The sequence below is a fragment of the Acinetobacter sp. 24-47-66 genome, assembly GCF_056779755.1.
Genome location: NZ_JBWYIL010000014.1, coordinates 1 through 22702, shown reverse-complemented (window position 1 = coordinate 22702; position 22702 = coordinate 1). Strand labels below are relative to the sequence as shown.

Genomic DNA, 22702 nt, shown 5'->3' with positions numbered 1-22702 from the left:
TAGATCAATTACATTAATCAGCACAAATAAATATCACCAACTTCACGAATAAAACGCAATAAATTGAAATTAAAAAATATGAATTTTCGCCTAATTGACAAAATGTCACGTTTGCTCGACTAAAGGATAAATGTATTCCGTTTCTTTTTTGCTTATCTTTTACTCAGGATTATAAAAATGAAGATGGATACTAAAATGAATTTAAGTCCGTATGACGAACTACCTAGAACGCCGGCAAATTTTGTTGCCCTTTCTCCACTCAGATATTTAGAGCGTGCGGCCTACATCTACCCTCAGCAAGATGCAATTATTCATGGTACACGCCGGATTAGCTGGAAAGAAAAGTACCAACGTTGCCGTCAATTTGCCGATCAGCTGCAAAAGCTTGGTATTCAGAAAAATGATACTGTATCAGTATTACTTCCAAATATTCCAGCCATGATCGAAGCGCATTTTGCAGTGCCTATGGCAGGCGCTGTACTCAATACATTAAATACGCGCCTAGATGCAAAAACACTCGCATTTATGCTTGAACATGCTGAATCAAAAGTACTTTTAGTTGACCCTGAATTCTCAGAATTAGCACAGGAAGCTTTAGCACAAGTTCCTCAGGACATTTATGTTATCGATGTTGCAGATACTGAATATGAATTCAATGAACAAGCGCCCCGTATTGGAAAAATTGAGTATGAATCTTGGCTTTCACAAGGTAATCCTGAGTTTGAGTGGCAATTACCACAGGATGAATGGGATGCCATCAGCTTAAACTACACCTCAGGCACAACTGGGAATCCAAAAGGTGTGGTCTATCATCATCGTGGGGCTTATATTAATGCAGCAAGTAATATCATTGCTTGTGGTATGACACCCCGTGCCACCTATTTATGGACTTTGCCTCTGTTCCATTGTAATGGATGGTGTTTCGCTTGGACCATGGCCGCCAACGGTGGCACAAATGTTTGTCTTCGAAAAGTTGATCCAGCACAGATCTATCAATTGATCGCGGATCATCAAGTCGATTACTTCTGCGGTGCACCAATTGTATTGTCCATGTTGATCAACACACCAAAAGAGCAACAACGCGAAATTAATCATCGAGTTGAAGTGATGGTTGCTGGTGCAGCGCCACCAGCTGCCATTATTGAAGGTATGCGAAATCTAGGAATCAATGTTACCCACGTCTATGGTCTCACTGAAACCTATGGACCATCAGCGCTATGTGCTTCGCAAGCAGGCTGGAGTGATTTAAGCATCCAAGAACAAGCTCAACTACATTCACGTCAAGGTGTACCTTATCCACTTCAAGATGGGATGAAAGTACTAGATCCTGAAACGATGCTGCCTGTACCGAATGATGGTCAGACCATGGGGGAAATTATGTTCCGTGGCAACATTGTCATGAAAGGGTACTTGAAGAATCCTGAAGCCACCGCTGAAGCATTTGCTGGTGGATGGTTCCATACTGGCGATCTTGCCGTATGCCAGCCTGATGGTTATGCCAAAATCACAGATCGCTCGAAAGATGTGATTATTTCTGGTGGTGAAAATATTTCTTCACTTGAAGTGGAAGAAGTACTGTATCAACACCCTGCCGTGCTGACAGCTGCAGTTGTTGCAAAACCTGATCCACGTTGGCAAGAAGTTCCATGCGCATTTATTGAATTGAAGCAAGGGCAACAAGCTACACCTGAAGAAATCATTGAATACTGCAAACAACATCTTGCTCGATTCAAGGTACCTAAAGACGTAGTGATTACTGAAATCCCTAAAACTTCAACAGGTAAACTGCAAAAGTTTGTGTTGCGAGATTGGGCAAAAGATCGTGCTGCACTCTAAATATTAAGCATCTAAGAAATAAAAAAGGTCTGAAACATCAGACCTTTTTTTTGACCATTAACGATCAGAGATAAGTGCAACTTGCTGAACGTAATTCAGCAAATTTAACTTAGATTGTGCAACAGCATCCTCACCTAAGTTTTTTTGAATATCACGTTCAATACGAAGTAAATGCTGACGTATTGCATGATGCTCTGCAGCATTGTAAGTCTTCATAAATTCTTTAATAACAGGCTCACCTTGTGCAATCATACGATCGACCCAGCGGTGCAATTGTGCTGTCTTTTTCGCCCCTTGTTGAGGTGTCAAATAAGATAAGATCATGCTCTCGTCTTCATTGCGTAATAATTTACCAATACGCAAAAATTGACGACGACGAGCCTCACCTGATGTTATCAATTGAACATCCAATAAAGCTTCAATTAAGCGCTCTTCCACAGGAAGGCTTTCAATCTTTTTTTTGGGTAACTCAGCAAGTTGAGCCCCTAAAGCAGCCATACGTTGTACAGCTTTCTTTTGTTCAGTTTTACTTGCACGTCCTTCTAAAGACTCAAAATCATCTTCAGTAAAACGTTGCGATCGACGTGCCACGATTATTCAGCCTCGTAAAATTTTGCTGCGAATAATGCTTGAACTTCAGACAAAGCTTTCTCTTCATCTGCCCCTTCAATCACTAGTCTTAATGTAGTTCCTTTGCCTGCACCGAGCATGAGCAAAGACATAATATTTTTGGCATCGACTAATTTATCGCCCTTACCAATTTTAATCGAACTTCGAAATTTGGTAGTGACCTCAATGAGCTTGCCTGACGCACGCGCATGTAATCCTAATTTGTTAATTACGTCAACAGTTGTGTCAATCATGACCAGTGCTTCATTTCTCTATGCAAGACCTGAATAGACCATTGTGCCTCAAGCGCCTTTTTGAGTCTATCCACAATAAATACAGAGCGGTGCTGACCACCTGTACATCCTATCGAAACCGTAATGTAATGGCGATGCCCTTCTGCAAAGGCAGGCAACCACTTCTCTAAAAACTGCTTTAAATCCTCAAACATCATATTCACTTGGTCAAATGATGTCAGGAATTTTTCAATGGGCTCATCTAAGCCCGAATATTTTCTAAGCTCTAAATCCCAATGTGGATTGGGTAAATGCCGCACATCAAAAATAAAATCAGCATCCAACGGAATACCATGCTTATATCCAAAAGACTGTAAAATAACAATTAAGTTATCTACCTGCCCTAAGCGGGATAATAATGTATCTTTAAGATCATGGACACTTTTATCTGATGTATCAATCTGTACAGTTGCTCTTAATTGAATCGGCAACAGTAATTGTTTCTCTTCTTGAATGCACTCATTCAGACTTTTAAAACGATTCGCCAGTGGATGAGGTCGACGCGAGGCACTAAAACGAGCAATTAACTCTTGATCTTTGGTCGTGAGATAAATGACCTCGACTTCACCATGTTTTTCCAGTTGCTGATAAACTTGCTCAAATTCTTGCAAATCAGCGCGTGTACTCCGAACATCAACCCCTAAAGCCAATTGTTCTAAATTATTTTCTTGATCTAACTTTCCAACGATCTCAGGAAGTAATGCTAGCGGCAAATTATCGATACAGTAATAACCTAAATCTTCGAGAACCTGCAATGCAGATGACTTCCCTGAACCGGATTGTCCTGTAACAATAAGAATTCGCTTCATGCACCACACCTGACGATCATCATCGAGTTTAATCCTGTTTTAAAGACTGATTTGTAAATTGTCGATCAAGCGTGTCGAACCAATTTTCGCAGCAACAAATAACACAATATCTTGGTCAAATTGCTCTACTGCCTGCAACATTGGATTACGTGCTTCAACATAATCCACGACAAAGCCAGCATCACTTAAAGTTGATTTTATCTCAGCAAGAACCTCTGTAAGCGCTTGACCTTGTTTTAAATTTGTTTCAGCAGTTTTTAAAGATTGATAAATGACTGGTGCAATTTGACGATGTTCAGCCGAAAGATAACCATTACGTGAACTTAATGCCAAACCATCTTCAGCACGTGCAATTGGCACACCAATAATTTCAATCGGCATGTTCAAGTCACGTACCATTGTCTTAATCACAGCCAACTGCTGGTAGTCTTTTTGACCAAAAAATGCAAAATGTGGTTGTACGATATTAAATAACTTCGTTACTACTACCGCAACACCATCAAAGTGCCCCGGACGTTGAGCACCACATAAATCATTGGTAATTTGACCGACACTAATGTTTGTTAAGCGAGGTTGACTGCCATACATTTGCTCAACTGAAGGTGCAAAAATAATGTCACAACCCTCTTCAGCCAACAACTGACTGTCTTGATCAAGTGTGCGTGGGTAACTGTCATAATCTTCATTTGGGCCAAATTGAATCGGATTCACAAAAATACTGACCACAACCACATCACATAATTTACGTGCTTCACGTACTAAATTTAAGTGACCTTGATGTAGATTCCCCATGGTCGGGACAAAACCAATAGTCTTTCGTGCTTGACGAGCAGCATGAAGTGATGCGGTTAAACCATGGATTGTTGTTTCAGTTTTCATGATTAAAGCTCAACTTGGAACGTATGTTCTTTAGCAGGGAAAGATTGATCTAGTACAGCAACATGATACGATTTGATTGCATCAAGAATGGCCGTTTCACCAGACTGTTCTTTCATAAAATTACGTACAAAACGTGCAACACGACCGAAGTTTAATCCCAGCATATCTTGAACAACCAGAACTTGACCATCGGTTTGTGCTCCAGCACCAATACCAATCACAGGTACATGCGGAAATAGTTCTGTAATTTCTTGACCCAATTGTGCAGGTACACACTCTAGCAATAACACTGCAGCCCCAGCCTCAACAACGGCTTTACAATCAGCAATCAGCTGATCCGCAGCTTCACGCGTTTTGGCTTGTAATTTATAGCCACCAAATACATGAACGGATTGTGGCGTTAGTCCAAGATGGACACACACTGGAATACCATTGCGAGTCAATACTTCTACCGTTTCAGCAAGCCAAGCACCACCTTCAAGCTTGACCATTTGTGCGCCAGCTTGCATCACTTTTTTCGAGTTTACTAGTGCATCATTGAGTGTGGCATAACTCATAAAAGGCAGATCAGTTAAGATGAAAGCATGGTTATTTCCACGACGTACAACTGAGGTGTGATAGACCATATCTTCCACATTCACAGGCAACGTTGAATCATGGCCTTGAATAGTCATCCCAAGCGAATCACCAATTAAAATGGTATCTATTTCAGCAATTTCCATTGCCTTCGCCATACTGGCGTCATAACAAGTCAGACATGAAAATTTTCGACCTTGCTGTTTGAATTGTCTTAAATCGCTCAGACTGATCATAAGATGTCCTCTAACACAGTTCCTTAGAACATTTTAAAGTTTAAATATTGATCCAAGATGAATCTGCTAAAACATCCAATTGGCTGTGTTTTGCAATATTCGTTTCTCGAATTTTCTGTCCATGAATTTCTAATTCGACATCCAGATCTAATAACGGCAGTATGACAAAATCTCGCTCAAATATCCCGATATGTGGAACAGTTAAGCGATCATTTTGAATCGTTTGATCACCATATAACAATAGATCTAAATCGAGTGTGCGTTCACCCCAACGACGTAAACGCACCCGCCCTGCTTCATTTTCTATTTTTTGTAATTCATCTAATAATTCAAGCGCCGTTAGACTCGTATCTAAACGAACGACCGCATTGTGGTAATGTGGTTGGTCTTGAGGACCCATAGGTGGACTATGATAAAGCCTTGATGCTTTCACCACACCCAGCATTGCCAGTTTCGTATAGGCTTCTGCCATCAACTGCTGAGAATCACCTAAATTACTTCCCAGTCCAATATATGTTCGTACTGTCATTGGATAGGACCAAACACCACTGTATTTAAATCACGTTTAACACGTTTACGCTTCAAAATAGGATGATCAGCTGCAATACCATTATCCAAAGCGATACTCGCATTTTGCTCTGTTCTTCGCTCATTCGCTGAAGCGGCCTTACGACTGCGGCGGCTACGTGACTCCGTTTCTTTAACTAGCGGTTCAATCTGCTGAGGCTTTGTTTCCGCAACATCTTCGATCACGGCAACTTTACGTCGTGATTTAGTCCGTTGACGATTGTACTGCGCAATCACACGCTCTTTTTCGTCCAAAGACATCAACTGATAAGCATCCCACCATTGACCCATGCCATTGGTCGTCTGATCTCCAGACTTTTCACGCAGCAACATAAAGTCAAAACCTGCTCTAAAACGAGCATGACCTGAGAGTGCTTCAATTTGCTGAGGTTTTGGGTTCAACAAACGAGTTTGCATTTCCCAAACTTCACGAATAAAGGTTTCTGCAAAACGCGGGATAATCGTGCGTGTCGCTTGGCGCTTCAGCACATCTAAGCCAGCTTGAGCACGTGCTTCAGCTGCCACAACACCTTTATGCATATAAAAATCACAACGCTCAAGGAATGGTTTCCACAACAATACCGCATAGAAAAATGCAGGGTTGATCGTTTTACCAATTTGAATTCGCTGATCTGTATTTTTCGCTGCACGTTCAATAAATGCATCAATATGAGGAGGAATATCTGCAAATAATTGTTTCCAGATTCCAAACTCAATCAACATTGGGAGCACACGATTCAAATGCCCCATTGTGAATAACTTTTGAGATTCATCATATAAACGATGGGGTGATACATCACGTAAAAGCAAGGCTGCTTCAGGTGTAAATACATCTAAAATTGCAGGATCAATTTTAAAGTTAAGTTTCGCAGCAAATCTCAGTGTTCGTAACATACGAACTGGATCTTCTTCAAAACGTAACTTTGGATCACCCAATAAACGCAATGTTTTTGTTTTTATATCATCAATAGCGTTACAGAAATCAAGAATGATACCCTTACGCGGTTGGTAATACATCGCATTGATTGAGAAATCTCGACGAGCAAAATCTTCTTCAATTGAGCCCCAATTATTATCTCTTAGAATCATCCCTGCAGCAGAAGTCACTGCTTTTTTAGGAGGAGCTCGGAAAGTGGCCACTTCAATTAATTCACGACCAGAATAGACATGAGCCAACTCAAAACGACGACCAATAATTCGGCAACGACGACCAAATACTTCTTTAATTTGTGAAGGTGTCGCATTGGTTACAGCATCGAAATCTTTAGGCGCAAGTCCAAGCATCAAATCACGGACACCACCACCGACGATGTAAGCTTCATAGCCGGCTTTAGTTAAAGAATCAATAACATCTAAAATGGAAGAAGGTAATTGTGCAGTGGATAAACCGCACTTTGACGCGTGCAAAGTTTGCAAAAGACGCTGTCTCCTACGTCAGAACGTAAAATCATAATTGTGCTAATCATAGCTCTAACACAATCAAAGGGCAATTTTATTCTCCAAGATTCACCGTCAAAATTGATTAAATTTCAACACCCCTTAGTGCCATTTGACCTCTATAAAAATGTGTTAGAGGGCTAACTGGTTGCGATTCTTTTCGATAAACTTTGGACCTATTCCTTTGACATTTTGAAGTTCATCTACTGACTTAAAACTGCCATGCTTTTGCCGATACTCAATAATTGCAGCAGCTTTCTTCTCACCCACTCCTTTAATCATTTGTAGTTCAACCATTGAAGCCGTATTAAGACGAACTTTAGTTGATTGCCCGACACCACCAGCTGATTGCTTTGATGATGTATTTACGGCTGGTCGAGATAAATAATGGTTCGCACTTTGCCGGTTAAGTCGTTGATCATGAGCTTCTTGCTCTGCTTTCCATTTTAAGTAAGATTGATCAAACTGTTGTGGATATGCCGAACTGATTAAACTCACACATGCAGTAAATATCAGAAGAAGAAAAGAAATGATGCTATTCATGTTGAACCTGAATGTTATTGTTATGTTGCTTTAGATACACTTTTGCCTGACCCCACAATTGGTCCATTTCTTTGAGACTCATATTTTCAATGGGCGTATTTCTATTTTTTGCCTGCAACTCAATGTATGAAAAACGTTGTTTAAATTTGTGGATGGTTCCAAGTAGAGCCATCTCACTTGAAATGCCGATTTTACGTCCAACATTGATTAAAGAAAATAAACAATCTCCAAACTCCTCTTGTATTTCGTCGGAATTTTGATGGTTGAGCGCCTCTCTCAATTCAGATAACTCTTCATCTAACTTTTCATACGCTTGCTCAACATTTTCGAAATCAAATCCAATCTGAGCTACATTTTTTTGAATTTGTTCGGCTTGATCTAAGGCAGGACCCGCTTTAATTTCATCTAAACGTGATTTAGTTTTGTCTTTTTTCTCTTCAGCCTTAATTTTTTGCCAAAGTTCACTCACCTGCTGTTCATTCAGTTGTTCAAATTGAGCCGATTGAAAGACATGAGGATGTCTTCGAATCAACTTGTCGCACAACGTTTCCACCACATCATGAAAATTAAATGCTCCTTGCTCACTATACATTTGCGCTTGAAATACAACTTGCAGCAGAAGATCTCCTAATTCCTCTTTTATATGCGCTGTATTTTGTGATCGAACTGCTTCTTCAACCTCATAAGCTTCTTCAATCGCATAGCGAGTCAAGCTTTCAGGCGTTTGTTTTTGATCCCATGGACATTTCGCACGAAGCTCTTGCATGATATTTAAAAGTTTTTCCATGAAAGTTGATCTCTAGTGAATGATGAGTTTAAAGATATTGTTGATTCAATGAACAATCTTATGCTCAACTAGGAACATAAAATGATGTAAAACAACAAGGATTTTCGATGACATCTAGTATTTTTATCAGTGGCGCAGCACAAGGGATTGGCGCAGCTACCGCAAAACTATTCTATCAGCAAGGTTATAAAGTCGGTATTTATGACATCAATCTCGAACAAGCTGAACAATTGGCTCAATCTTTAGGGCCAAATGCTAAAGCGGGTTTGCTAGATGTTTCCCAATACGACCAATGGCAAAGTGCTTTAACTGAGTTCAACGAATGGGCTGGTGAAATAAATATATTATTAAATAATGCTGGCATCTTATATTCAGGGGCATTCGAAAATACAGATATCTCATCGCATCATCGAACATTTAATATCAATGTTAACGGCGTTCTCAATGGCTGTCATGCTGCGCTCCCTTTCTTAAAACAGGCCTCCCACGCACGTATCATCAATATGTCCTCTGCTTCTGCTATCTATGGTCAAGCTGATTTAGTGTCCTATTCAGCAAGTAAATTTGCTGTTCGCGGCATTACAGAAGGTCTTGATGTTGAATGGCAAAAATATGGAATACGCGTATTAGACATCATGCCATTATTTGTTCAGACTGCCATGGTAAAAGGCATGGATGCGGGTACGATTCAAAATATGGGAGTCAGTCTCAGCGCCCAAGACGTTGCTCAGGAAATTTACCGTGTCGCACGTTTAAAAAGCCATCACTTAACCGTGACTCACCATACTGTTGGCATCAAAACTGAACTAATGTATCACCTGTCAAGATTCAGTCCTCAATTGATCAATAGAGTGACAAATTTAATATTAAGTAAAAAGAAATGACAAATTAGTCACATTTGTGTATATTCTCTCGCCCCAACAGGGGCATTTATAACAATGCGTTACAAATGAGAATATATAATGAAAAAAATTTTAACTTTAGCTATCGCTACTGCTTTAACAACGACTCTTGCTCAAGCTTCGGGTGAACTACCAACGAAACAACACTCAACTGCTGAACTCAAGGCAATGGATTGTGCAACACTAGCTGTTGAAAAAGCCAATGCTAAGCGTAACTTAGAAAATGCTGATAAAAATATTGCAGCTGCTGCAACCCAAACGCCAGCTAAATCATTGAGCAAATGGGCGGGTATGGCAGGTAATGCATTATCTACTTTCGGTGGCAACTCAGAAAAAGCAACAAAAATGGGGCAAGTTGCAAACTCTGTAGCGGGTGAAAGCGATACTTCTGATGCTGCAAATATTCCATTACAGCAACAGATCAAAGCTGCATCGCAAGCAAACATCGATAATATTGGAATCTATCAAGGTTCTAAAAAATGCAAAATCTGATTTAACTCTATTTGAGTGATCAGTCATAAAAAAGCCTGCTAAAGCAGGCTTTTTTTTAATTTCCTTGAACCAAACGTCTTGCGCTAATGATGCCTGGTTGCTGTTCCAATCGAGCCAACAAGCGAGACAATTGAGCCAAACCTTTGACCTCAATCAATAGTTTCATATTGGCAATACCATCCGCTTCCGAAATAGTATTCACTTGGCGAATATTAATCTGATCTGAAAAAATCACTTGGGTTAGATCCTTCAGCAGTCCTCGACGATCATAAGCCTCAACCACAATTTGGACACTCTGCCCTCTTGTGGGTTGCATTTCCCAATCTGCTTCAACAGCGCGTTCAGGTTCTTGGCTGATCATACGCACATAATCCGGACAAGCCACCTTATGAATACTCACGCCACGATTGAGTGTGATATATCCAGCAATCGACTCACCATGAACAGGCTGACAACATTGTGCAATATGTAGTTCAACATTATCCAAACCGTCAATCAGAATCCCATGCGCTGATAATGTATGACTCGCCCGTGGATTTAATGCTGGCTTCAGCACTAACTCAGGCTCATCTTGATCCAAGTGCATATGACGATTGACTTGATTAATCAATGCATGAAGACTGATATCTCCACTCACCAAGGATACAAGAATGTCCTCACCTGTTTTAACGTTAAAGTGAGCACAATAATCACTCAAATCAATACTTTTTGGGTGAATTGCAAGACGTGATAATTCCTTGGTGAGAATCTCTCGACCGACTTCTAAGTTCTTACTACGGTCTTGCTGTCTGAACCAATGGCGCAACTTGTCTCTTGCACGTGCTGTCTTGATATAACCTAAAGAGTTCACCAACCAATCACGATTTGGCTCACGATCTTTCTTGGTCAGAATCTCGACTTGTTCACCTGTTTTTAATGTATAAGTCAGTGGCACATAACGTTGGTTCACACGTGCTGCATAACACTTATTACCAACCTCAGTATGCACATGATATGCAAAATCTAAAACGGTTGAATTACGCGGTAATTCTTTAATGTCACCATCACGACTAAAAACATAAATTTTTTCAAAATCTTCAAAATCTTGAAGCTGATTGAAATTTTCAGTTTCGTCTTCATTCGGATGCGCACCTGCTTCATTTCGTTCTTGATAATGTTCAAGCACGGAACGTAAAGAGTGCAAACGATGATTAAATGAATAATCTGTAGTTTTCGCACCTTCTTTATAATTGAAATGAGAACAAACGCCTAACTCAGCTTCTTCATGCATTTCAGTGGTTCTGATTTGTATCTCTAAAGATTTATTTTCAGCAATCACTGCAGTATGTAAAGAACGGTAGCCATTGGCTTTTGGGTTAGTGATGTAATCATCAAACTGATGGGGAATATGACGCCAGATTTGATGTACGATCCCCAAAGCGTGATAACACTCAGATACATTCTGAACCAGTACACGAACAGCTCGAATGTCATATAGCTGATCGAAACTTAAGTTCTTACTTTTCATTTTTCGATAAATCGAATAAATGTGTTTCACACGACCTGAGATTTCAGCCTCAATGCCATGCTTCAACAACTCACTTTTCAGCTTATCGACCACGAATTGAATATATTGTTCGCGCTCTAAGCGTTTTTCATTGAGTAAAGATGCAATTTCTTTATAGCGCTCTGGTGCTAAATAACGGAACGCAAGATCTTCAAGTTCCCATTTTAACTGCGCGATACCAAGACGATGCGCCAAGGGCGAGTAAATGGTCAAAATTTCTCGTGCGACACGCTCTTGACGCTCTTTTGGAGAGTTTGCCAACTCACGCAAAGCCAGCGTACGCTCAGCCAACTTGATTAATACAACGCGAACATCCTCTGTTACTGAGATCAACATCTTGTAAATCCCAGTTAAATGTTCACGCTGATTATTATTGAAGTGATCTTCTAAACGTTTATTTTTTTCGATCAGCTCTGACAACTTACCCATTGCCAAAGTGCCTTTCACCAAATTGTAGACACTTTCACCAAAGCTTTTACGAATCTCCTCAAGCGACGTCATGCCCTCACGCACACTACGATAAAGCATCGCTGCTGACAAAGTATCTTCATCAACATGTAGGTGAGCCAAAATATCTGCCATACCTAAGCCAGTCGCGAAGGTATTGGTTTTATGATGGTGATCAGAAGTCAGTTCTTTTTTTAAAACACTAAGAGCGACTTCTTCTAATTTTTTAAGTTCTGCACCGTCTAAAATAATCCGCGCACGGTCTAGCCAAGTTGCTAAACCAAGTTGCGCTTCAGCGGCATGTTCTACAGTCGTTTCCTCAGACAACTCAGTCAGTCGTCCAGGTAACTGCTCACGTACTGTGACCATACCCTTCTCCTTTTTTAAATCTAATCTTCATTTTATTAAATCAACACTTAGCACTAGCTTTTTTCAAATAAAGCAATAGATTCAACATGGCCTGTATGACTGAACATATCCATCACACCAGCTTTCTTCAACTGATAGCCATGTTGTACTAAAATCCCTGTATCACGTGCTAATGTAGCAGGATTACAGGAAACATAGACGATTTTTTTTGCACCAAAATTTGGCACATAGTGCATAATTTCTTCAGCTCCAGCGCGTGGTGGGTCTATTAAGAGTGCATCGAACCCTTGATTTGCCCAAGAATGTTGCGAAAAGTCTTGCGTTAAATCCTGAGCATAAAATTTTACGTTTGTGATGCCGTTTTTCAGTGCATTTTCTGTCCCACGCATCACCATTTCCTCACTTCCCTCCACCGCGACGACCTCACCCCGTGTTACAGAACGTGCAAGTGGCAATGAGAAATTCCCTAGACCACAGAATAAATCAAGAACACGCTCATTTCCGCTCAGGTCAAGCAATTCACATGCCAGCTTCACCATTTGTGGATTAATGGTGGGGTTCACCTGAGTAAAGTCAGTCGGTTTAAAACCAAACGTCACGTTAAAATCAGGTAGTGAGTAATGTAATCGCTCAGATAGGTCACCATCCGCACGATGAACACTACTTACACCAGCTGGTTGCAAATAAAGCTGCCATGATCTTTCTAACGCAAATTCACGCAGTTGGTTGACATCATTTTGCGGTAATTTGTTGGTATGACGTATCAAAAGTGCAACCTCTTGATCTCCTTTCGCCAATTCAATATGACCTATATCTGCTTTTGCTTTTAGATTTTCAAGGAGTACCTTGAGGTGAGGTAACGCAGCATCTAGCTCTGCATCTAAAATTTTGCAGGTTTTAATTTCAGTAAGCTGATTAGATTGAGCCTCACGAAAACCCATGACTAATTTATTTTTTTTAGCAATGTAGCGAACGCCAATACGAGCCTTGTGACGATAATCTTCACGTAACGAACGCAATGGTTCTAGCCACGACTCTGGAAGAGCACCTGCAAAGTGGGTGAGATGCGACTCTAAAACTGATTGTTTTAAACGAATTTGTTCATCTAATTTTATGTGCTGCATATTACAGCCTCCACATTTTCCAAAATGTGGACAAACTGGCTGTGTACGAATTGGACTCGGCGCCCCAATCAACTGCACACAATCAGCTTCTTCTAATTTTTTTGCCTGATGGGTAATTTGAGCTTCTACTGTTTCTCCTGGCAGTGCAAAACGAATAAAAACCTTTTTACCCAATTTGTCTTGAGGATGTTCCTGTCCTTGAAAATGTGCGATCCCTCGCCCTTCATGTGAAAGTCTCTCAACTGTAAATGTATAACGAGGAAGTTGAGATGAGCGATGTGCGGCACGTTGTTTCAAAGAGATAACCTAATGTTGAGTTGATTTAAAATCAGAAGCGGTGAAGTCAGTTTTTTCAGCAGTTTCTTGCCAAATACGCAAAAATTCTGTTTGCTGGGGTTGACCTTGAAGATAATGAATCGTCGCTTGAATCCACAGACGATGATCTTCAGGGAAAATCTGTCCTTTTAACAATACATAGCGCAGATAGACTAACCATGTGTTTAAAACATCCCCTTCACAATAACTGGTTAATTCTATCCAATTATTGTTACGAACATATTCAGGGATAAAATAACCTGGTGTTCCGCGCTTACCCGGGTAACCGAGCATATAGGCGACATCATCCAGTTTTTGGAAGTGACGCGCATTAAACATTGCCATAAAATCCATCAAATCAATATGACGATGATGGTAACGATTCTGGTAGTTATTATAGCGCTTTTGCGTATCAATTTCGCCTTGATCAAACAGACTTGGCGCAGACAACCCATGATACATTGCTCTATACATAATAACAGGCAGATCAAATTGGGAGCCATTCCAACTGACTAAAGTCGGATTACGTTTATCAAAAATTGATAGAAATTTTTGTAAAATTTCAGGTTCTGAATAATGTTCACGACTGAATGAAAATAATTTCATTCCTGCCTTTTCATCAATCCATAGTCCTGAAATACAGACAATTTCATGTAAAGCAAGTCGCTGAAAGTCAGTGCCCGCTTCTTGACGTCTTAACTTACTCAGCGCTTGTTCAATACTATCTTCTGGTAAATCTAAGCCATATAGATGCGCTCCTGATTTAAGATCGGTCAATGTTTCAATATCAAACACTAAAACAGGTAAGCGCATATAGATTTACTCGAATTTATTGTTCATCTTCTACAGAGAATAACCCCGTAGAGAGATAACGATCACCACGATCACACACGATACATGCAATCACAGCACCAGGATGTTGTTCAGCGATTTTTATTGATGCCCAAACTGCACCACCAGAAGAAGTACCAGCACTAATTCCTTCCTTACGTGCCAATTGACGAGCCATTTTTTCAGCTTCAATTTGTGGAATATCCATAATTTGATCAACACGAGAAGCATCAAAAATCGTCGGCAAATATTCTTGAGGCCAACGGCGAATACCTGCAATATTCGATCCTTCAGATGGCTGTAGACCAATAATTTGAATATCTGGATTTTGTTCTTTGAGGTATTTTGAAATCCCCATGATGGTTCCCGTTGTTCCCATCGAACTTACAAAATGCGTAATTTTACCACCAGTTTGTTGCCAAATTTCTGGACCAGTTGTCAAATAGTGTGCTTGGACATTGTCTGGATTACCAAACTGATTGAGCACCAAACCTAGACCATCTTTTTCCATTTGCAATGCGATATCACGAGCTTCTTCCATATTCTCGGATTCAATAAGCTCAGCACCATACGCACGCATTGCATCTTTGCGTTCTTGACTAGAGCTTGCAGGCATAATCAATTTCATTTTATAGCCACGCATTGCCGCAACCATGGCTAATGCAATACCTGTGTTACCGCTAGTCGCTTCGATCAGCGTATCACCTGGCTTAATGTCACCACGTTTTTCAGCTTGCATGATCATGTTATATGCTGGGCGATCTTTGACAGAGCCCGCTGGATTATTCCCTTCCAGTTTTGCCAATACAGTCGCTTGAGTATGACTTGCCAGACGCTGTAACCTAACCAATGGGGTTTTACCCACATAGTGGTCTAATAAAAAATCGTCTGATTGAAAATCTACTTGTGTATTACTCATTATTTGCACCCATATTGAGGTGCAGGTATTGTATGAAAAAAAGTATCTCACTGCATCAATTTCAAAGGCTTTTTAATGAGGGTGATTAAAGCACCATCATTTTTTTAAAGCGTGCTAATATGCCCAACATGGGGAATGAGTCACTCTGCACATGTCGAATTTGAATAAAAAAATCTTCAATCGCTTAAAACTAAACCATGCTTATGGGCAATTGATTGCCCTCATTTTTGTACCCATTGCGGTACTGGCAAGCGTCGGCTCTGCACTGGTGCTCACAGAAACGTCTAATTCCGCAAAATCAGAACAACGCTTTGCCGCAAATGCAATTTTAAGTCGTTATAAATACACGACAGAAAACCTACTTATTGCGCTTGAAAAAAACCCCTCACAAGCGCAACAAGACCGCGCTAAAAGCATCTTACAAAAGATGTTTAATGAAAAGTATTTACTCAGTGTCGCAGTCCTAAACCAACAACAAAAACCTTATTTTGGGTTAGGCTATCGCAATGAAAAACCTTGGCCTAGCTTCCCGACCAATGTACAAACATTTGGTCCGATTAAAGATCAACATAATCATATTTATGGCTTAGCATTAAATACGCCTGATCAAAGTAAAAAATGGCTTGTTATCGAGCTAGATAATCAACCTCTCGCCATCTCTCAATATCGTGTTTTCATTGTACTGATCACGACGGGTTTGTTGACACTTTTACTCTTATTACTGTGCTTGAACTTTTATTCACGACGTTGGATTGCACCTATGTACGAAATACGTATGCAATTACAGCGACTCAATGCAGACACACTCGACCAACACATGGTCATCAATAGTACTGGCGAGTTAAGGTTACTCCAACGCGATATTGCGAATGTCGTGAAGCGTCTACATTTCAGCTTTTTAGAGCTGAAGGAACATACCGAGCAGACCGAAGACGATTTAAGACGTACGCTTGATACACTTGAAGTGCAAAATATTACTTATAAACAAGCACGCGATCAGGCCATTTCATCCAATCAGGCAAAATCTGTTTTTCTTGCCAATATCAGTCATGAGTTGCGTACCCCGCTGAATAGTATCGATGGTTTTATTCACTTGTTATTGCGCCAAGAGAATCTCAGCAATGATCAAAGCCTGTATTTGCAAACGATTCGCAAATCATCAGCACATCTTTTAGCACTGATCAATGACGTCTTGGACTTTTCAAAAATTGATGCCGGTAAACTTGAACTAGAAACCGCATCATTTGATTTAGAAGAAGCGATCTTCGATGTTATGGACATGTTGTCGCCATTAGCCGCCCAAAAAAATATCGATATGGCCTTCTACTATGCCGATAACATTCCAAAGTATGTGATTGGCGATGCTTTACGTTGTAAACAGATTTTGACTAACCTGATTTCAAATGCCATTAAATTCACCCCTGATGGTGAAATTATTGTACGTGTTCGAATGGAGCATGACGATCTAGAACATTGCCTATTGCATTTTAGTGTTCAAGATAGTGGTATTGGGTTAAGTGGTACAGACCGAAAACGGTTATTTGAATCATTTTCTCAAGGCGATGCTTCCGTCACTCGTCAATTTGGTGGCACAGGTTTAGGCTTAGCAATCTCAAAACAATTGGTTAATCTGATGCATGGCCAAATTGGCTTTGAAGATAACCAAGAACGCGCCCCAACTGAAAAGGGTTCAACATTCTGGTTTACTGCGAAATTTGCGGTTGATGAATATGAAATTATTCATCCGCAATTCCATGACATGCGTGTCATCTCCTATTTAGCCCACCCTGCAACTGCGAATGTTTTACGTCATTATTTAGAAAATTATGGTGTTGAACACACAGAAGCTCAATCCATTCTAGATTTATTCAGCCGTCTAAATGGTTTGACACATCAACCTGAAAATACGTGGTTGATTGTAGATCACAGTGGTGATCCAGAGGCTTTATTAAAAGAGATTCGCGGACGTTATCAAGGTCACTTAGCCGTATATGGCTATCAGATGGCGCTCGACCTCAACATGTTGAATGAATACAAAGCGAGACCACTGTATCAACCTCTGAGCCGTTCATCATTAATTCAGCTTTTGGAAAATCAGCCAATATTTGAAGTAGAACCTCATGATAACTTTAAAGCCCTTAATTTACATGTACTTGCAGTAGACGATCATCTACCAAACTTAATCGTTTTAGAAGCTTTGCTCGGCGAAATTAATGTTCAAACAACTAAAGCGCAAAGTGGACAAGAGGCACTACAAATTTTACAACAACAGATTCAAAATGATGAAAAGCCGTTTGATCTGATATTTATGGACATTCAAATGCCAGTGATGTCCGGCATCGATACGACTCGTGCGATCAGGTCACTAGAATCCACCATCGAGGGACGTCACACACCGATCATTGCACTTACAGCACATGCTTTAGCAGATGAGAAACAAAAGTTGCTTAAAGTCGGCATGGATGACTATGTCACCAAACCAATCCAAATGGATCAGATTATTCAAATTCTGACCCATTGGAGCAGTGATAAGTTTATTCATCCAATTAAATCCCAAGAAAAAACTTTACGTATCGAAACCTTAGATCATCAGGTTTTAGATTGGAAACAGTGCGTTCAATTGGCAGCGAATAAAGAAGATTTAGCACAAGATTTATTGAAGATGCTGGTAGATAGTTTCCCAAATGAACTTGCTGAAATAGAACAACTCATCGAACTTGAAGATTATCCGCAGCTCGAACATGTATTACACCGTTTATATGGGGCAACACGCTACGTCGGCACTCCGAATTTACAAAGCATCACAGGTGAATTTGAACAGTTCGTTTCAACGCTGCGTAAAGAGCGTAGAAAAGCAGATGAGCAATTTATTGAAAATGTGATGAAACGGCTGGATGAATTAAAAGATGCGATTGTACAAGTAAAAGAAGCAGCCGAGTCTATTTTGAATCATTAATAGACGATCAACGCACTGTATTAGGCAATACGTGATGACTCTACTGTCACGACAGTCTATTTTGGACATGTTATGCTTAAAACAAGAAACAATAAACTCGAGTCACAATAATGGCTGTAATACGTGTAGAAAAAAATAATGGAATTGCGACGGTTTTTCTGAATCGTCCCGACAAACGTAACGCGATGAGCTTTCAACTTTTGAAAGAGTTGGTGCAAGTCGCAAAAAAAATTAAATCTGATCGTACTATCCGCTGTGTGATTCTCACTGGTGAAGCCAACGTATTTAGTGCAGGTATTGATTTAACAGACCTGAATAATCCACAAAATCGTGCTTATGCCGCATGGGAACTCATTAAGCCTGGTCAAAGTCTATTTCAAAAAGCTTTTTTAATCTGGCAAGAACTCCCTGTTCCAGTCATTGCAGCTATTGATGGGTATTGCTTCGGTGCAGGTATGCAATTGGCTTTAGCGGCTGATATTCGAATTGCTCACCCCAATACCCAAATGTCGATCATGGAAACCCGTTGGGGCTTAGTTCCAGATATGGGGTTAACGCGCTCAATCAAAGGTATTATTGGAGTCGACCTAGCCAAAGAATTATCATTAACAGCACGTGTATTTGATGGTGAATATGCCAAAGTAATTGGATTGATCACGCATGTTGATGACAAGCCGATGCAAAAAGCTCAACAGCTTGCCGAAGAAATGTTGCAACGCTCACCAGATGCCTTAGCCGCAGTCAAACAAGTCTTAGATGCAATGGAACACGCACCCCAAAAATCACTTCGTCTTGAGAAAATTTGGCAACTCAAATTACTCCTGGGCAAAAACAGTCAAATCGCGCGTAAAAAAGATAAAAATCCAGATTTGGAATTTTTACCACGTCAATTTAAATAAATTGGTTTTCAAACTTAGATCAGGGATTAGCTTCAGTAATGATTAACGATCAAACTAAAATCGCGTTCTTAGGTATGGGTTTAATGGGTAGCAGAATGGCGACTCGATTGATACAGGCTGGGTTTTACACTGCTGTCTGGAACCGAAGTCCAAACGCATGTGAGCCGTTAATCCAGCTTGGGGCACATCCCCTTCAACTCTCTGAGATAGCACAATTTGATCTGATCCTAACTTGTTTAGCCGATGACAATGCGGTAGAGGCTGTTTTTTCTCAAATTGAATCACTGATTCAACCCGAGCAGATTATTGTGGACTTCTCGAGTCTATCTGTGGATAAAACTAAAAATCTTGCACAACGTGCAACTGCTAAATCAGCGCATTGGATAGATTCTCCTGTGTCAGGTGGAACAGCTGGTGCTGAAAATGGCAGTTTAGTTATTTTTGCTGGCGGACCATCGAGCATCATCGAATCTTTACAACCAATGTATCAAGTTCTTTCACAACGTGTAACCTGTATGGGTGGAACTGGAACAGGACAAGCCACCAAAATTTGTAATCAACTCATCGTTGCTGCAAATAGCACACTCATCGCAGAAGCTGTTGCTTTAGCAGATCAGGCGGGTGTTGATACTCAACTGCTTGCACCTGCCTTAGCAGGTGGATTCGCCGACTCTAAACCTTTTCAAATTTTAACACCACGTATGGCAACGCACGAGTTTGAGCCTGTGCAATGGAAAGTTCAGACCCTGTCTAAAGATTTAAATAACGCCTTGAGTTTGGCTCGACAATTTGACCTTAATATTCCTGTCGCTCAACAAGCCTTAGAACAATTGAAAGCGCATCAATCCAACGGCTTTTCTGAATCAGACCTTGCCTCAGTCATTCTGCAAGTTGAACAAAACAATAAATAGGTCGCATTCAATATGAAGCTCGCTGTCAATTTATCGATGATCTTTACAGAAGTTCCACTCATTGAACGCTTTGCGCTGGCTGCTGAATATGGGTTCCAACATGTAGAAATTCAATTTCCATATGAGCTGAGTATTAATCAAATTCAGCATGAACTCAATGAACATCAACTTAGCTTGTGTCTCATCAACGTTCCTGCCGGAGATTTAATGCAAGGCGGATGCGGATTAGCAAGTAGCCCAAGTAAAACTGATGAATTCAAACAAGCTGTTGACTTAGCGATTGAATATGCATGCTCACTCAATATACCTCGAGTGAATATTTTGGCTGGCAAGCAACCAGATAATGTTGAATATCAGGTCTGCTATGAAACCTTAGTCTCAAATCTTAAATTTGTCAGCGAGATCTTCACAGCGCATGGGATTCAACCCGTTTTTGAGATGATTAATGGCTTTGATATGCCCAACTTCATGATTCAAACAATGCATCAAGCCAAAGAGTTACTGAAAGACGTTAATCATCCAGCTCTAAAAATGCAATTCGATTGCTATCACATGGCTAGAATGCAAGAAGACCTGATTCTGTCACTCAAAGAAAATATGCAACACATTGGGCATATCCAATTTGCAGATGTACCAGGTCGACATGAACCACTCACAGGGATAATTGACTATCCCGCTATTTTTGAATGCATTGCAAATAGCATGTATGAAGGATTTGTCGCAGCCGAATATCGCCCCCAATCTCATTCAACAGATTCTTTCGAATGGAAAAATAAACTTCTTTAATATCATCATATTGTGGTATAAAATTTGTTCAAAGTTTGAATTTTCAAGCAGAAAGCGCTATAGTGAAAGATGAGTTATAGTCAGGAAAATACACTTCTCATGAATTTAGAACCATCGCCCGGCGCTTCTAATTCTCACGAACTCTCTTTGAATTCTCCAAAACAAGACGTTCAAGCTTGCTTAAAAGTTGTTCAAGAAGCATTGCTTGACGTTAAAGCAAAAGAAATCACAACGATTGATGTTAGCGAAGTGAGCAATGTTGCAGATGCAATTGTCATTGCTTCAGGTACTTCTACACGTCACGTGAAAGCGCTTGCAAACAACGTCGCTGATGAAGCACGTAAAGCAGGTTTTCGCCCTATCGGTATTGAAGGCGAAAGCGATGCAGAATGGATCCTTGTTGATCTTGGCACTGTTGTAGTACATCTGATGTTACCTACAGCACGTAAGTTTTATGATCTAGAAAACTTATGGCGTAATGCTTCAACTACAGATTCTGTAGCATAAACATATTAAAGCGACCTTCTTGGTCGCTTTTTTATACTGTGCATTTTAAATTTATAACAATAAAGCCAACAAAAAAGAACTCACTAATTTGGTTTACCTTGATATGACCATGATAAAAGCCACAAGAACAGATCACGATGCATTAGTAGAAACATTAATGCAATCCTTTTGGAACGAAGAGTTTTGCAACTGGGCGATCCAAGCTGAAAAACTGAGTTTCCAACAAAAACATGAAAAACTAGAGCAATTCTTTAGTATTCAATTGAAAGATATCGCTCAACCATATGATGAAGTCTATACCAATCCCGATCGCTCAGTTGCTGCACTTTGGATTCCGCCAAATCAGTGGGATTTAAACCTCATTCAGCAGGTTAAACTACTCCCTCAATTAACGAAGATTATCGGTTTAAGACAACTGGTGAAATTTATTCACATCATTAATCTGGTGCAGAAACATCATCCCAGTGAGGCGCATTATTATTTACAACTCATAGGTGTAAGTCCTGACCACCAAGGACAAGGCTTAGCCAGCAAAGTCTTAACACCTATTCTCACAAAGAGCGATCAACACGGTATCCCATGTTATTTAGAAACTGCAACACCAAGCAATGTTGGACTCTATCGTCATTATGGATTTGAAGTGATCTTTCACCTTCGCGATCTGCCCTACGATGCACCTGAAATTTGGGGAATGTGGCGAAAACCTACACATGAAAAATAAAAAAACCACCCGAAGGTGGTTTTTTAAAAACAAGCTATGAATTAGTGACCTGTACCATTAATGGCTTTCGTCATATCTTCAACAACTTTCTTCGCATCACCAAAGATCATCATTGTTTTGTCGTTATAGAACAAGTCATTATCAAGACCCGCATAACCTGTCGCCATAGAGCGCTTGATCACCATAATGGTACGAGCTTTATGTGCTTCAAGAATAGGCATACCATAAATTGGTGAGTTTGGATCATCTTTCGCTGCAGGGTTAACGACGTCATTCGCACCGATGACCAATACCACATCTGTTGCTGGGAAGTCTGAATTAATCTCATCCATCTCTAAGATGTCTTCGTACGGAACATCTGCTTCAGCTAAAAGAACGTTCATGTGACCAGGCATACGACCAGCC

23 protein-coding genes are annotated in these 22702 nt (G+C 40.3%); 9 read left to right on the top strand and 14 right to left on the bottom strand.

Translation table 11 applies throughout. The annotated features are described in order from the left end of the window. The first annotated feature begins 195 nt into the window (after positions 1-195). Positions 196-1836, top strand: coding sequence for an acyl-CoA synthetase (locus AC1M84_RS11980; RefSeq protein WP_035265353.1), 1641 nt, complete (start codon positions 196-198; stop codon positions 1834-1836). A 57-nt stretch (positions 1837-1893) separates the two neighbouring features. Here AC1M84_RS11980 and yjgA read toward each other — a convergent pair whose 3' ends face one another. The 9 genes from yjgA to mazG form a co-directional block, all read right to left on the bottom strand. Continuing rightward, positions 1894-2427 carry a ribosome biogenesis factor YjgA gene (gene yjgA, locus AC1M84_RS11975; protein ID WP_035265351.1) on the bottom strand — a complete coding sequence of 178 codons (534 nt, stop codon included), beginning with the start codon at positions 2425-2427 and terminating at the stop codon, positions 1894-1896. 2 nt (positions 2428-2429) lie between these two features. Continuing rightward, positions 2430-2699, bottom strand: coding sequence for an HPr family phosphocarrier protein (locus AC1M84_RS11970; protein WP_035265349.1), 270 nt, complete (start codon positions 2697-2699; stop codon positions 2430-2432). After that, positions 2696-3547 (bottom strand): RNase adapter RapZ, encoded by an 852-nt coding sequence (gene rapZ / locus AC1M84_RS11965; protein WP_035265345.1) that lies wholly within the window; start codon positions 3545-3547, stop codon positions 2696-2698. Before rapZ ends, AC1M84_RS11970 begins: the two co-directional genes overlap by 4 nt. Positions 3548-3586: 39 nt before the next feature. Beyond that, positions 3587-4426, bottom strand: a complete 840-nt coding sequence (gene panC / locus AC1M84_RS11960) for a pantoate--beta-alanine ligase (protein ID WP_035265343.1) — start codon at positions 4424-4426, stop codon at positions 3587-3589. Between the two features lie 2 nt (positions 4427-4428). Continuing rightward, on the bottom strand, positions 4429-5238 hold the full coding sequence (gene panB, locus AC1M84_RS11955) for a 3-methyl-2-oxobutanoate hydroxymethyltransferase (protein WP_035265341.1): 810 nt from the start codon (positions 5236-5238) through the stop codon (positions 4429-4431). A gap of 40 nt (positions 5239-5278) precedes the next feature. Further along, positions 5279-5767 carry a 2-amino-4-hydroxy-6-hydroxymethyldihydropteridine diphosphokinase gene (gene folK / locus AC1M84_RS11950; RefSeq protein WP_035265339.1) on the bottom strand — a complete coding sequence of 163 codons (489 nt, stop codon included), beginning with the start codon at positions 5765-5767 and terminating at the stop codon, positions 5279-5281. Continuing rightward, positions 5764-7221: a polynucleotide adenylyltransferase PcnB gene (gene pcnB / locus AC1M84_RS11945; protein ID WP_481595062.1), complete on the bottom strand. Its 1458-nt coding sequence runs from the start codon at positions 7219-7221 to the stop codon at positions 5764-5766. Before pcnB ends, folK begins: the two co-directional genes overlap by 4 nt. Before the next feature lie 153 nt (positions 7222-7374). After that, positions 7375-7785, bottom strand: a complete 411-nt coding sequence (locus AC1M84_RS11940; RefSeq protein ID WP_035265336.1) for a ComEA family DNA-binding protein — start codon at positions 7783-7785, stop codon at positions 7375-7377. Continuing rightward, a complete protein-coding gene (gene mazG, locus AC1M84_RS11935; RefSeq protein ID WP_180028508.1) occupies positions 7778-8572 on the bottom strand; it encodes a nucleoside triphosphate pyrophosphohydrolase in 795 nt (264 codons plus the stop codon). The genes AC1M84_RS11940 and mazG overlap by 8 nt, the downstream gene beginning before the upstream one ends. Before the next feature lie 107 nt (positions 8573-8679). On the opposite strand from mazG, the gene AC1M84_RS11930 reads away from it, so the two are divergent. Then, positions 8680-9456, top strand: a complete 777-nt coding sequence (locus AC1M84_RS11930; RefSeq protein WP_481593324.1) for an SDR family oxidoreductase — start codon at positions 8680-8682, stop codon at positions 9454-9456. Positions 9457-9534: 78 nt separating this feature from the next. Beyond that, positions 9535-9966 (top strand): hypothetical protein, encoded by a 432-nt coding sequence (locus AC1M84_RS11925; protein WP_035265332.1) that lies wholly within the window; start codon positions 9535-9537, stop codon positions 9964-9966. Between the two features lie 55 nt (positions 9967-10021). Here the strand turns inward: AC1M84_RS11925 and AC1M84_RS11920 are convergent, their stop codons facing one another. Genes AC1M84_RS11920 through cysM form a run of 4 tightly spaced genes read right to left on the bottom strand, consistent with a single transcriptional unit; the run spans position 10022 to position 15517 of the window. Further along, positions 10022-12328 (bottom strand): RelA/SpoT family protein, encoded by a 2307-nt coding sequence (locus AC1M84_RS11920; RefSeq protein ID WP_035265331.1) that lies wholly within the window; start codon positions 12326-12328, stop codon positions 10022-10024. 53 nt (positions 12329-12381) lie between these two features. Then, positions 12382-13749 (bottom strand): 23S rRNA (uracil(1939)-C(5))-methyltransferase RlmD, encoded by a 1368-nt coding sequence (gene rlmD / locus AC1M84_RS11915; RefSeq protein ID WP_481595061.1) that lies wholly within the window; start codon positions 13747-13749, stop codon positions 12382-12384. Positions 13750-13758: 9 nt separating this feature from the next. Further along, on the bottom strand, positions 13759-14580 hold the full coding sequence (locus AC1M84_RS11910; protein ID WP_481595060.1) for a 3'-5' exonuclease: 822 nt from the start codon (positions 14578-14580) through the stop codon (positions 13759-13761). Between the two features lie 16 nt (positions 14581-14596). Further along, complete coding sequence (gene cysM / locus AC1M84_RS11905; RefSeq protein WP_179998626.1) at positions 14597-15517, bottom strand: cysteine synthase CysM; 921 nt, start codon at positions 15515-15517, stop codon at positions 14597-14599. 151 nt (positions 15518-15668) lie between these two features. Between cysM and AC1M84_RS11900 the strand changes: the two genes are divergently transcribed. From AC1M84_RS11900 to AC1M84_RS11875, 6 genes are all read left to right on the top strand, one after another. Beyond that, positions 15669-18473 carry a GacS-like sensor histidine kinase gene (locus tag AC1M84_RS11900; protein ID WP_481595059.1) on the top strand — a complete coding sequence of 935 codons (2805 nt, stop codon included), beginning with the start codon at positions 15669-15671 and terminating at the stop codon, positions 18471-18473. 110 nt (positions 18474-18583) lie between these two features. Further along, positions 18584-19372, top strand: a complete 789-nt coding sequence (locus AC1M84_RS11895; protein ID WP_481595058.1) for a crotonase/enoyl-CoA hydratase family protein — start codon at positions 18584-18586, stop codon at positions 19370-19372. Between the two features lie 38 nt (positions 19373-19410). Further along, the gene (locus AC1M84_RS11890) at positions 19411-20283 is read left to right on the top strand and encodes an NAD(P)-dependent oxidoreductase (RefSeq protein WP_481595057.1); all 873 of its coding nucleotides are present in this window, start codon (positions 19411-19413) and stop codon (positions 20281-20283) included. A 12-nt stretch (positions 20284-20295) separates the two neighbouring features. Beyond that, complete coding sequence (locus AC1M84_RS11885) at positions 20296-21069, top strand: hydroxypyruvate isomerase family protein (protein ID WP_481593321.1); 774 nt, start codon at positions 20296-20298, stop codon at positions 21067-21069. Between the two features lie 99 nt (positions 21070-21168). After that, entirely contained in the window at positions 21169-21576 is a 408-nt protein-coding gene (gene rsfS / locus AC1M84_RS11880; RefSeq protein WP_035265319.1) for a ribosome silencing factor, read from the top strand. Positions 21577-21679: 103 nt separating this feature from the next. Beyond that, a complete protein-coding gene (locus AC1M84_RS11875; RefSeq protein ID WP_481590354.1) occupies positions 21680-22297 on the top strand; it encodes a GNAT family N-acetyltransferase in 618 nt (205 codons plus the stop codon). A gap of 41 nt (positions 22298-22338) precedes the next feature. On the opposite strand, the gene AC1M84_RS11870 is transcribed toward AC1M84_RS11875, so the two are convergent. Continuing rightward, positions 22339-22702, bottom strand: a 364-nt coding sequence (locus AC1M84_RS11870) for an NAD(P)(+) transhydrogenase (Re/Si-specific) subunit beta (RefSeq protein ID WP_481595056.1), incomplete at its 5' end; no start/stop codon positions are given.

Coding starts and splice junctions, on each gene's coding strand:
- rsfS (WP_035265319.1), top strand. CDS start 21,169: ATGAATTTAGAACCATCGCCCGGCGCTTCTAATTCTCACGAACTCTCT.
- AC1M84_RS11890 (WP_481595057.1), top strand. CDS start 19,411: ATGATTAACGATCAAACTAAAATCGCGTTCTTAGGTATGGGTTTAATG.
- folK (WP_035265339.1), bottom strand. CDS start 5,767: ATGACAGTACGAACATATATTGGACTGGGAAGTAATTTAGGTGATTCT.
- AC1M84_RS11875 (WP_481590354.1), top strand. CDS start 21,680: ATGACCATGATAAAAGCCACAAGAACAGATCACGATGCATTAGTAGAA.
- AC1M84_RS11920 (WP_035265331.1), bottom strand. CDS start 12,328: ATGGTCACAGTACGTGAGCAGTTACCTGGACGACTGACTGAGTTGTCT.
- AC1M84_RS11980 (WP_035265353.1), top strand. CDS start 196: ATGAATTTAAGTCCGTATGACGAACTACCTAGAACGCCGGCAAATTTT.
- AC1M84_RS11930 (WP_481593324.1), top strand. CDS start 8,680: ATGACATCTAGTATTTTTATCAGTGGCGCAGCACAAGGGATTGGCGCA.
- AC1M84_RS11910 (WP_481595060.1), bottom strand. CDS start 14,580: ATGCGCTTACCTGTTTTAGTGTTTGATATTGAAACATTGACCGATCTT.
- panB (WP_035265341.1), bottom strand. CDS start 5,238: ATGATCAGTCTGAGCGATTTAAGACAATTCAAACAGCAAGGTCGAAAA.
- rapZ (WP_035265345.1), bottom strand. CDS start 3,547: ATGAAGCGAATTCTTATTGTTACAGGACAATCCGGTTCAGGGAAGTCA.
- AC1M84_RS11970 (WP_035265349.1), bottom strand. CDS start 2,699: ATGATTGACACAACTGTTGACGTAATTAACAAATTAGGATTACATGCG.
- AC1M84_RS11940 (WP_035265336.1), bottom strand. CDS start 7,785: ATGAATAGCATCATTTCTTTTCTTCTTCTGATATTTACTGCATGTGTG.
- mazG (WP_180028508.1), bottom strand. CDS start 8,572: ATGGAAAAACTTTTAAATATCATGCAAGAGCTTCGTGCGAAATGTCCA.
- cysM (WP_179998626.1), bottom strand. CDS start 15,517: ATGAGTAATACACAAGTAGATTTTCAATCAGACGATTTTTTATTAGAC.
- AC1M84_RS11900 (WP_481595059.1), top strand. CDS start 15,669: ATGTCGAATTTGAATAAAAAAATCTTCAATCGCTTAAAACTAAACCAT.
- AC1M84_RS11885 (WP_481593321.1), top strand. CDS start 20,296: ATGAAGCTCGCTGTCAATTTATCGATGATCTTTACAGAAGTTCCACTC.
- AC1M84_RS11895 (WP_481595058.1), top strand. CDS start 18,584: ATGGCTGTAATACGTGTAGAAAAAAATAATGGAATTGCGACGGTTTTT.
- AC1M84_RS11925 (WP_035265332.1), top strand. CDS start 9,535: ATGAAAAAAATTTTAACTTTAGCTATCGCTACTGCTTTAACAACGACT.
- panC (WP_035265343.1), bottom strand. CDS start 4,426: ATGAAAACTGAAACAACAATCCATGGTTTAACCGCATCACTTCATGCT.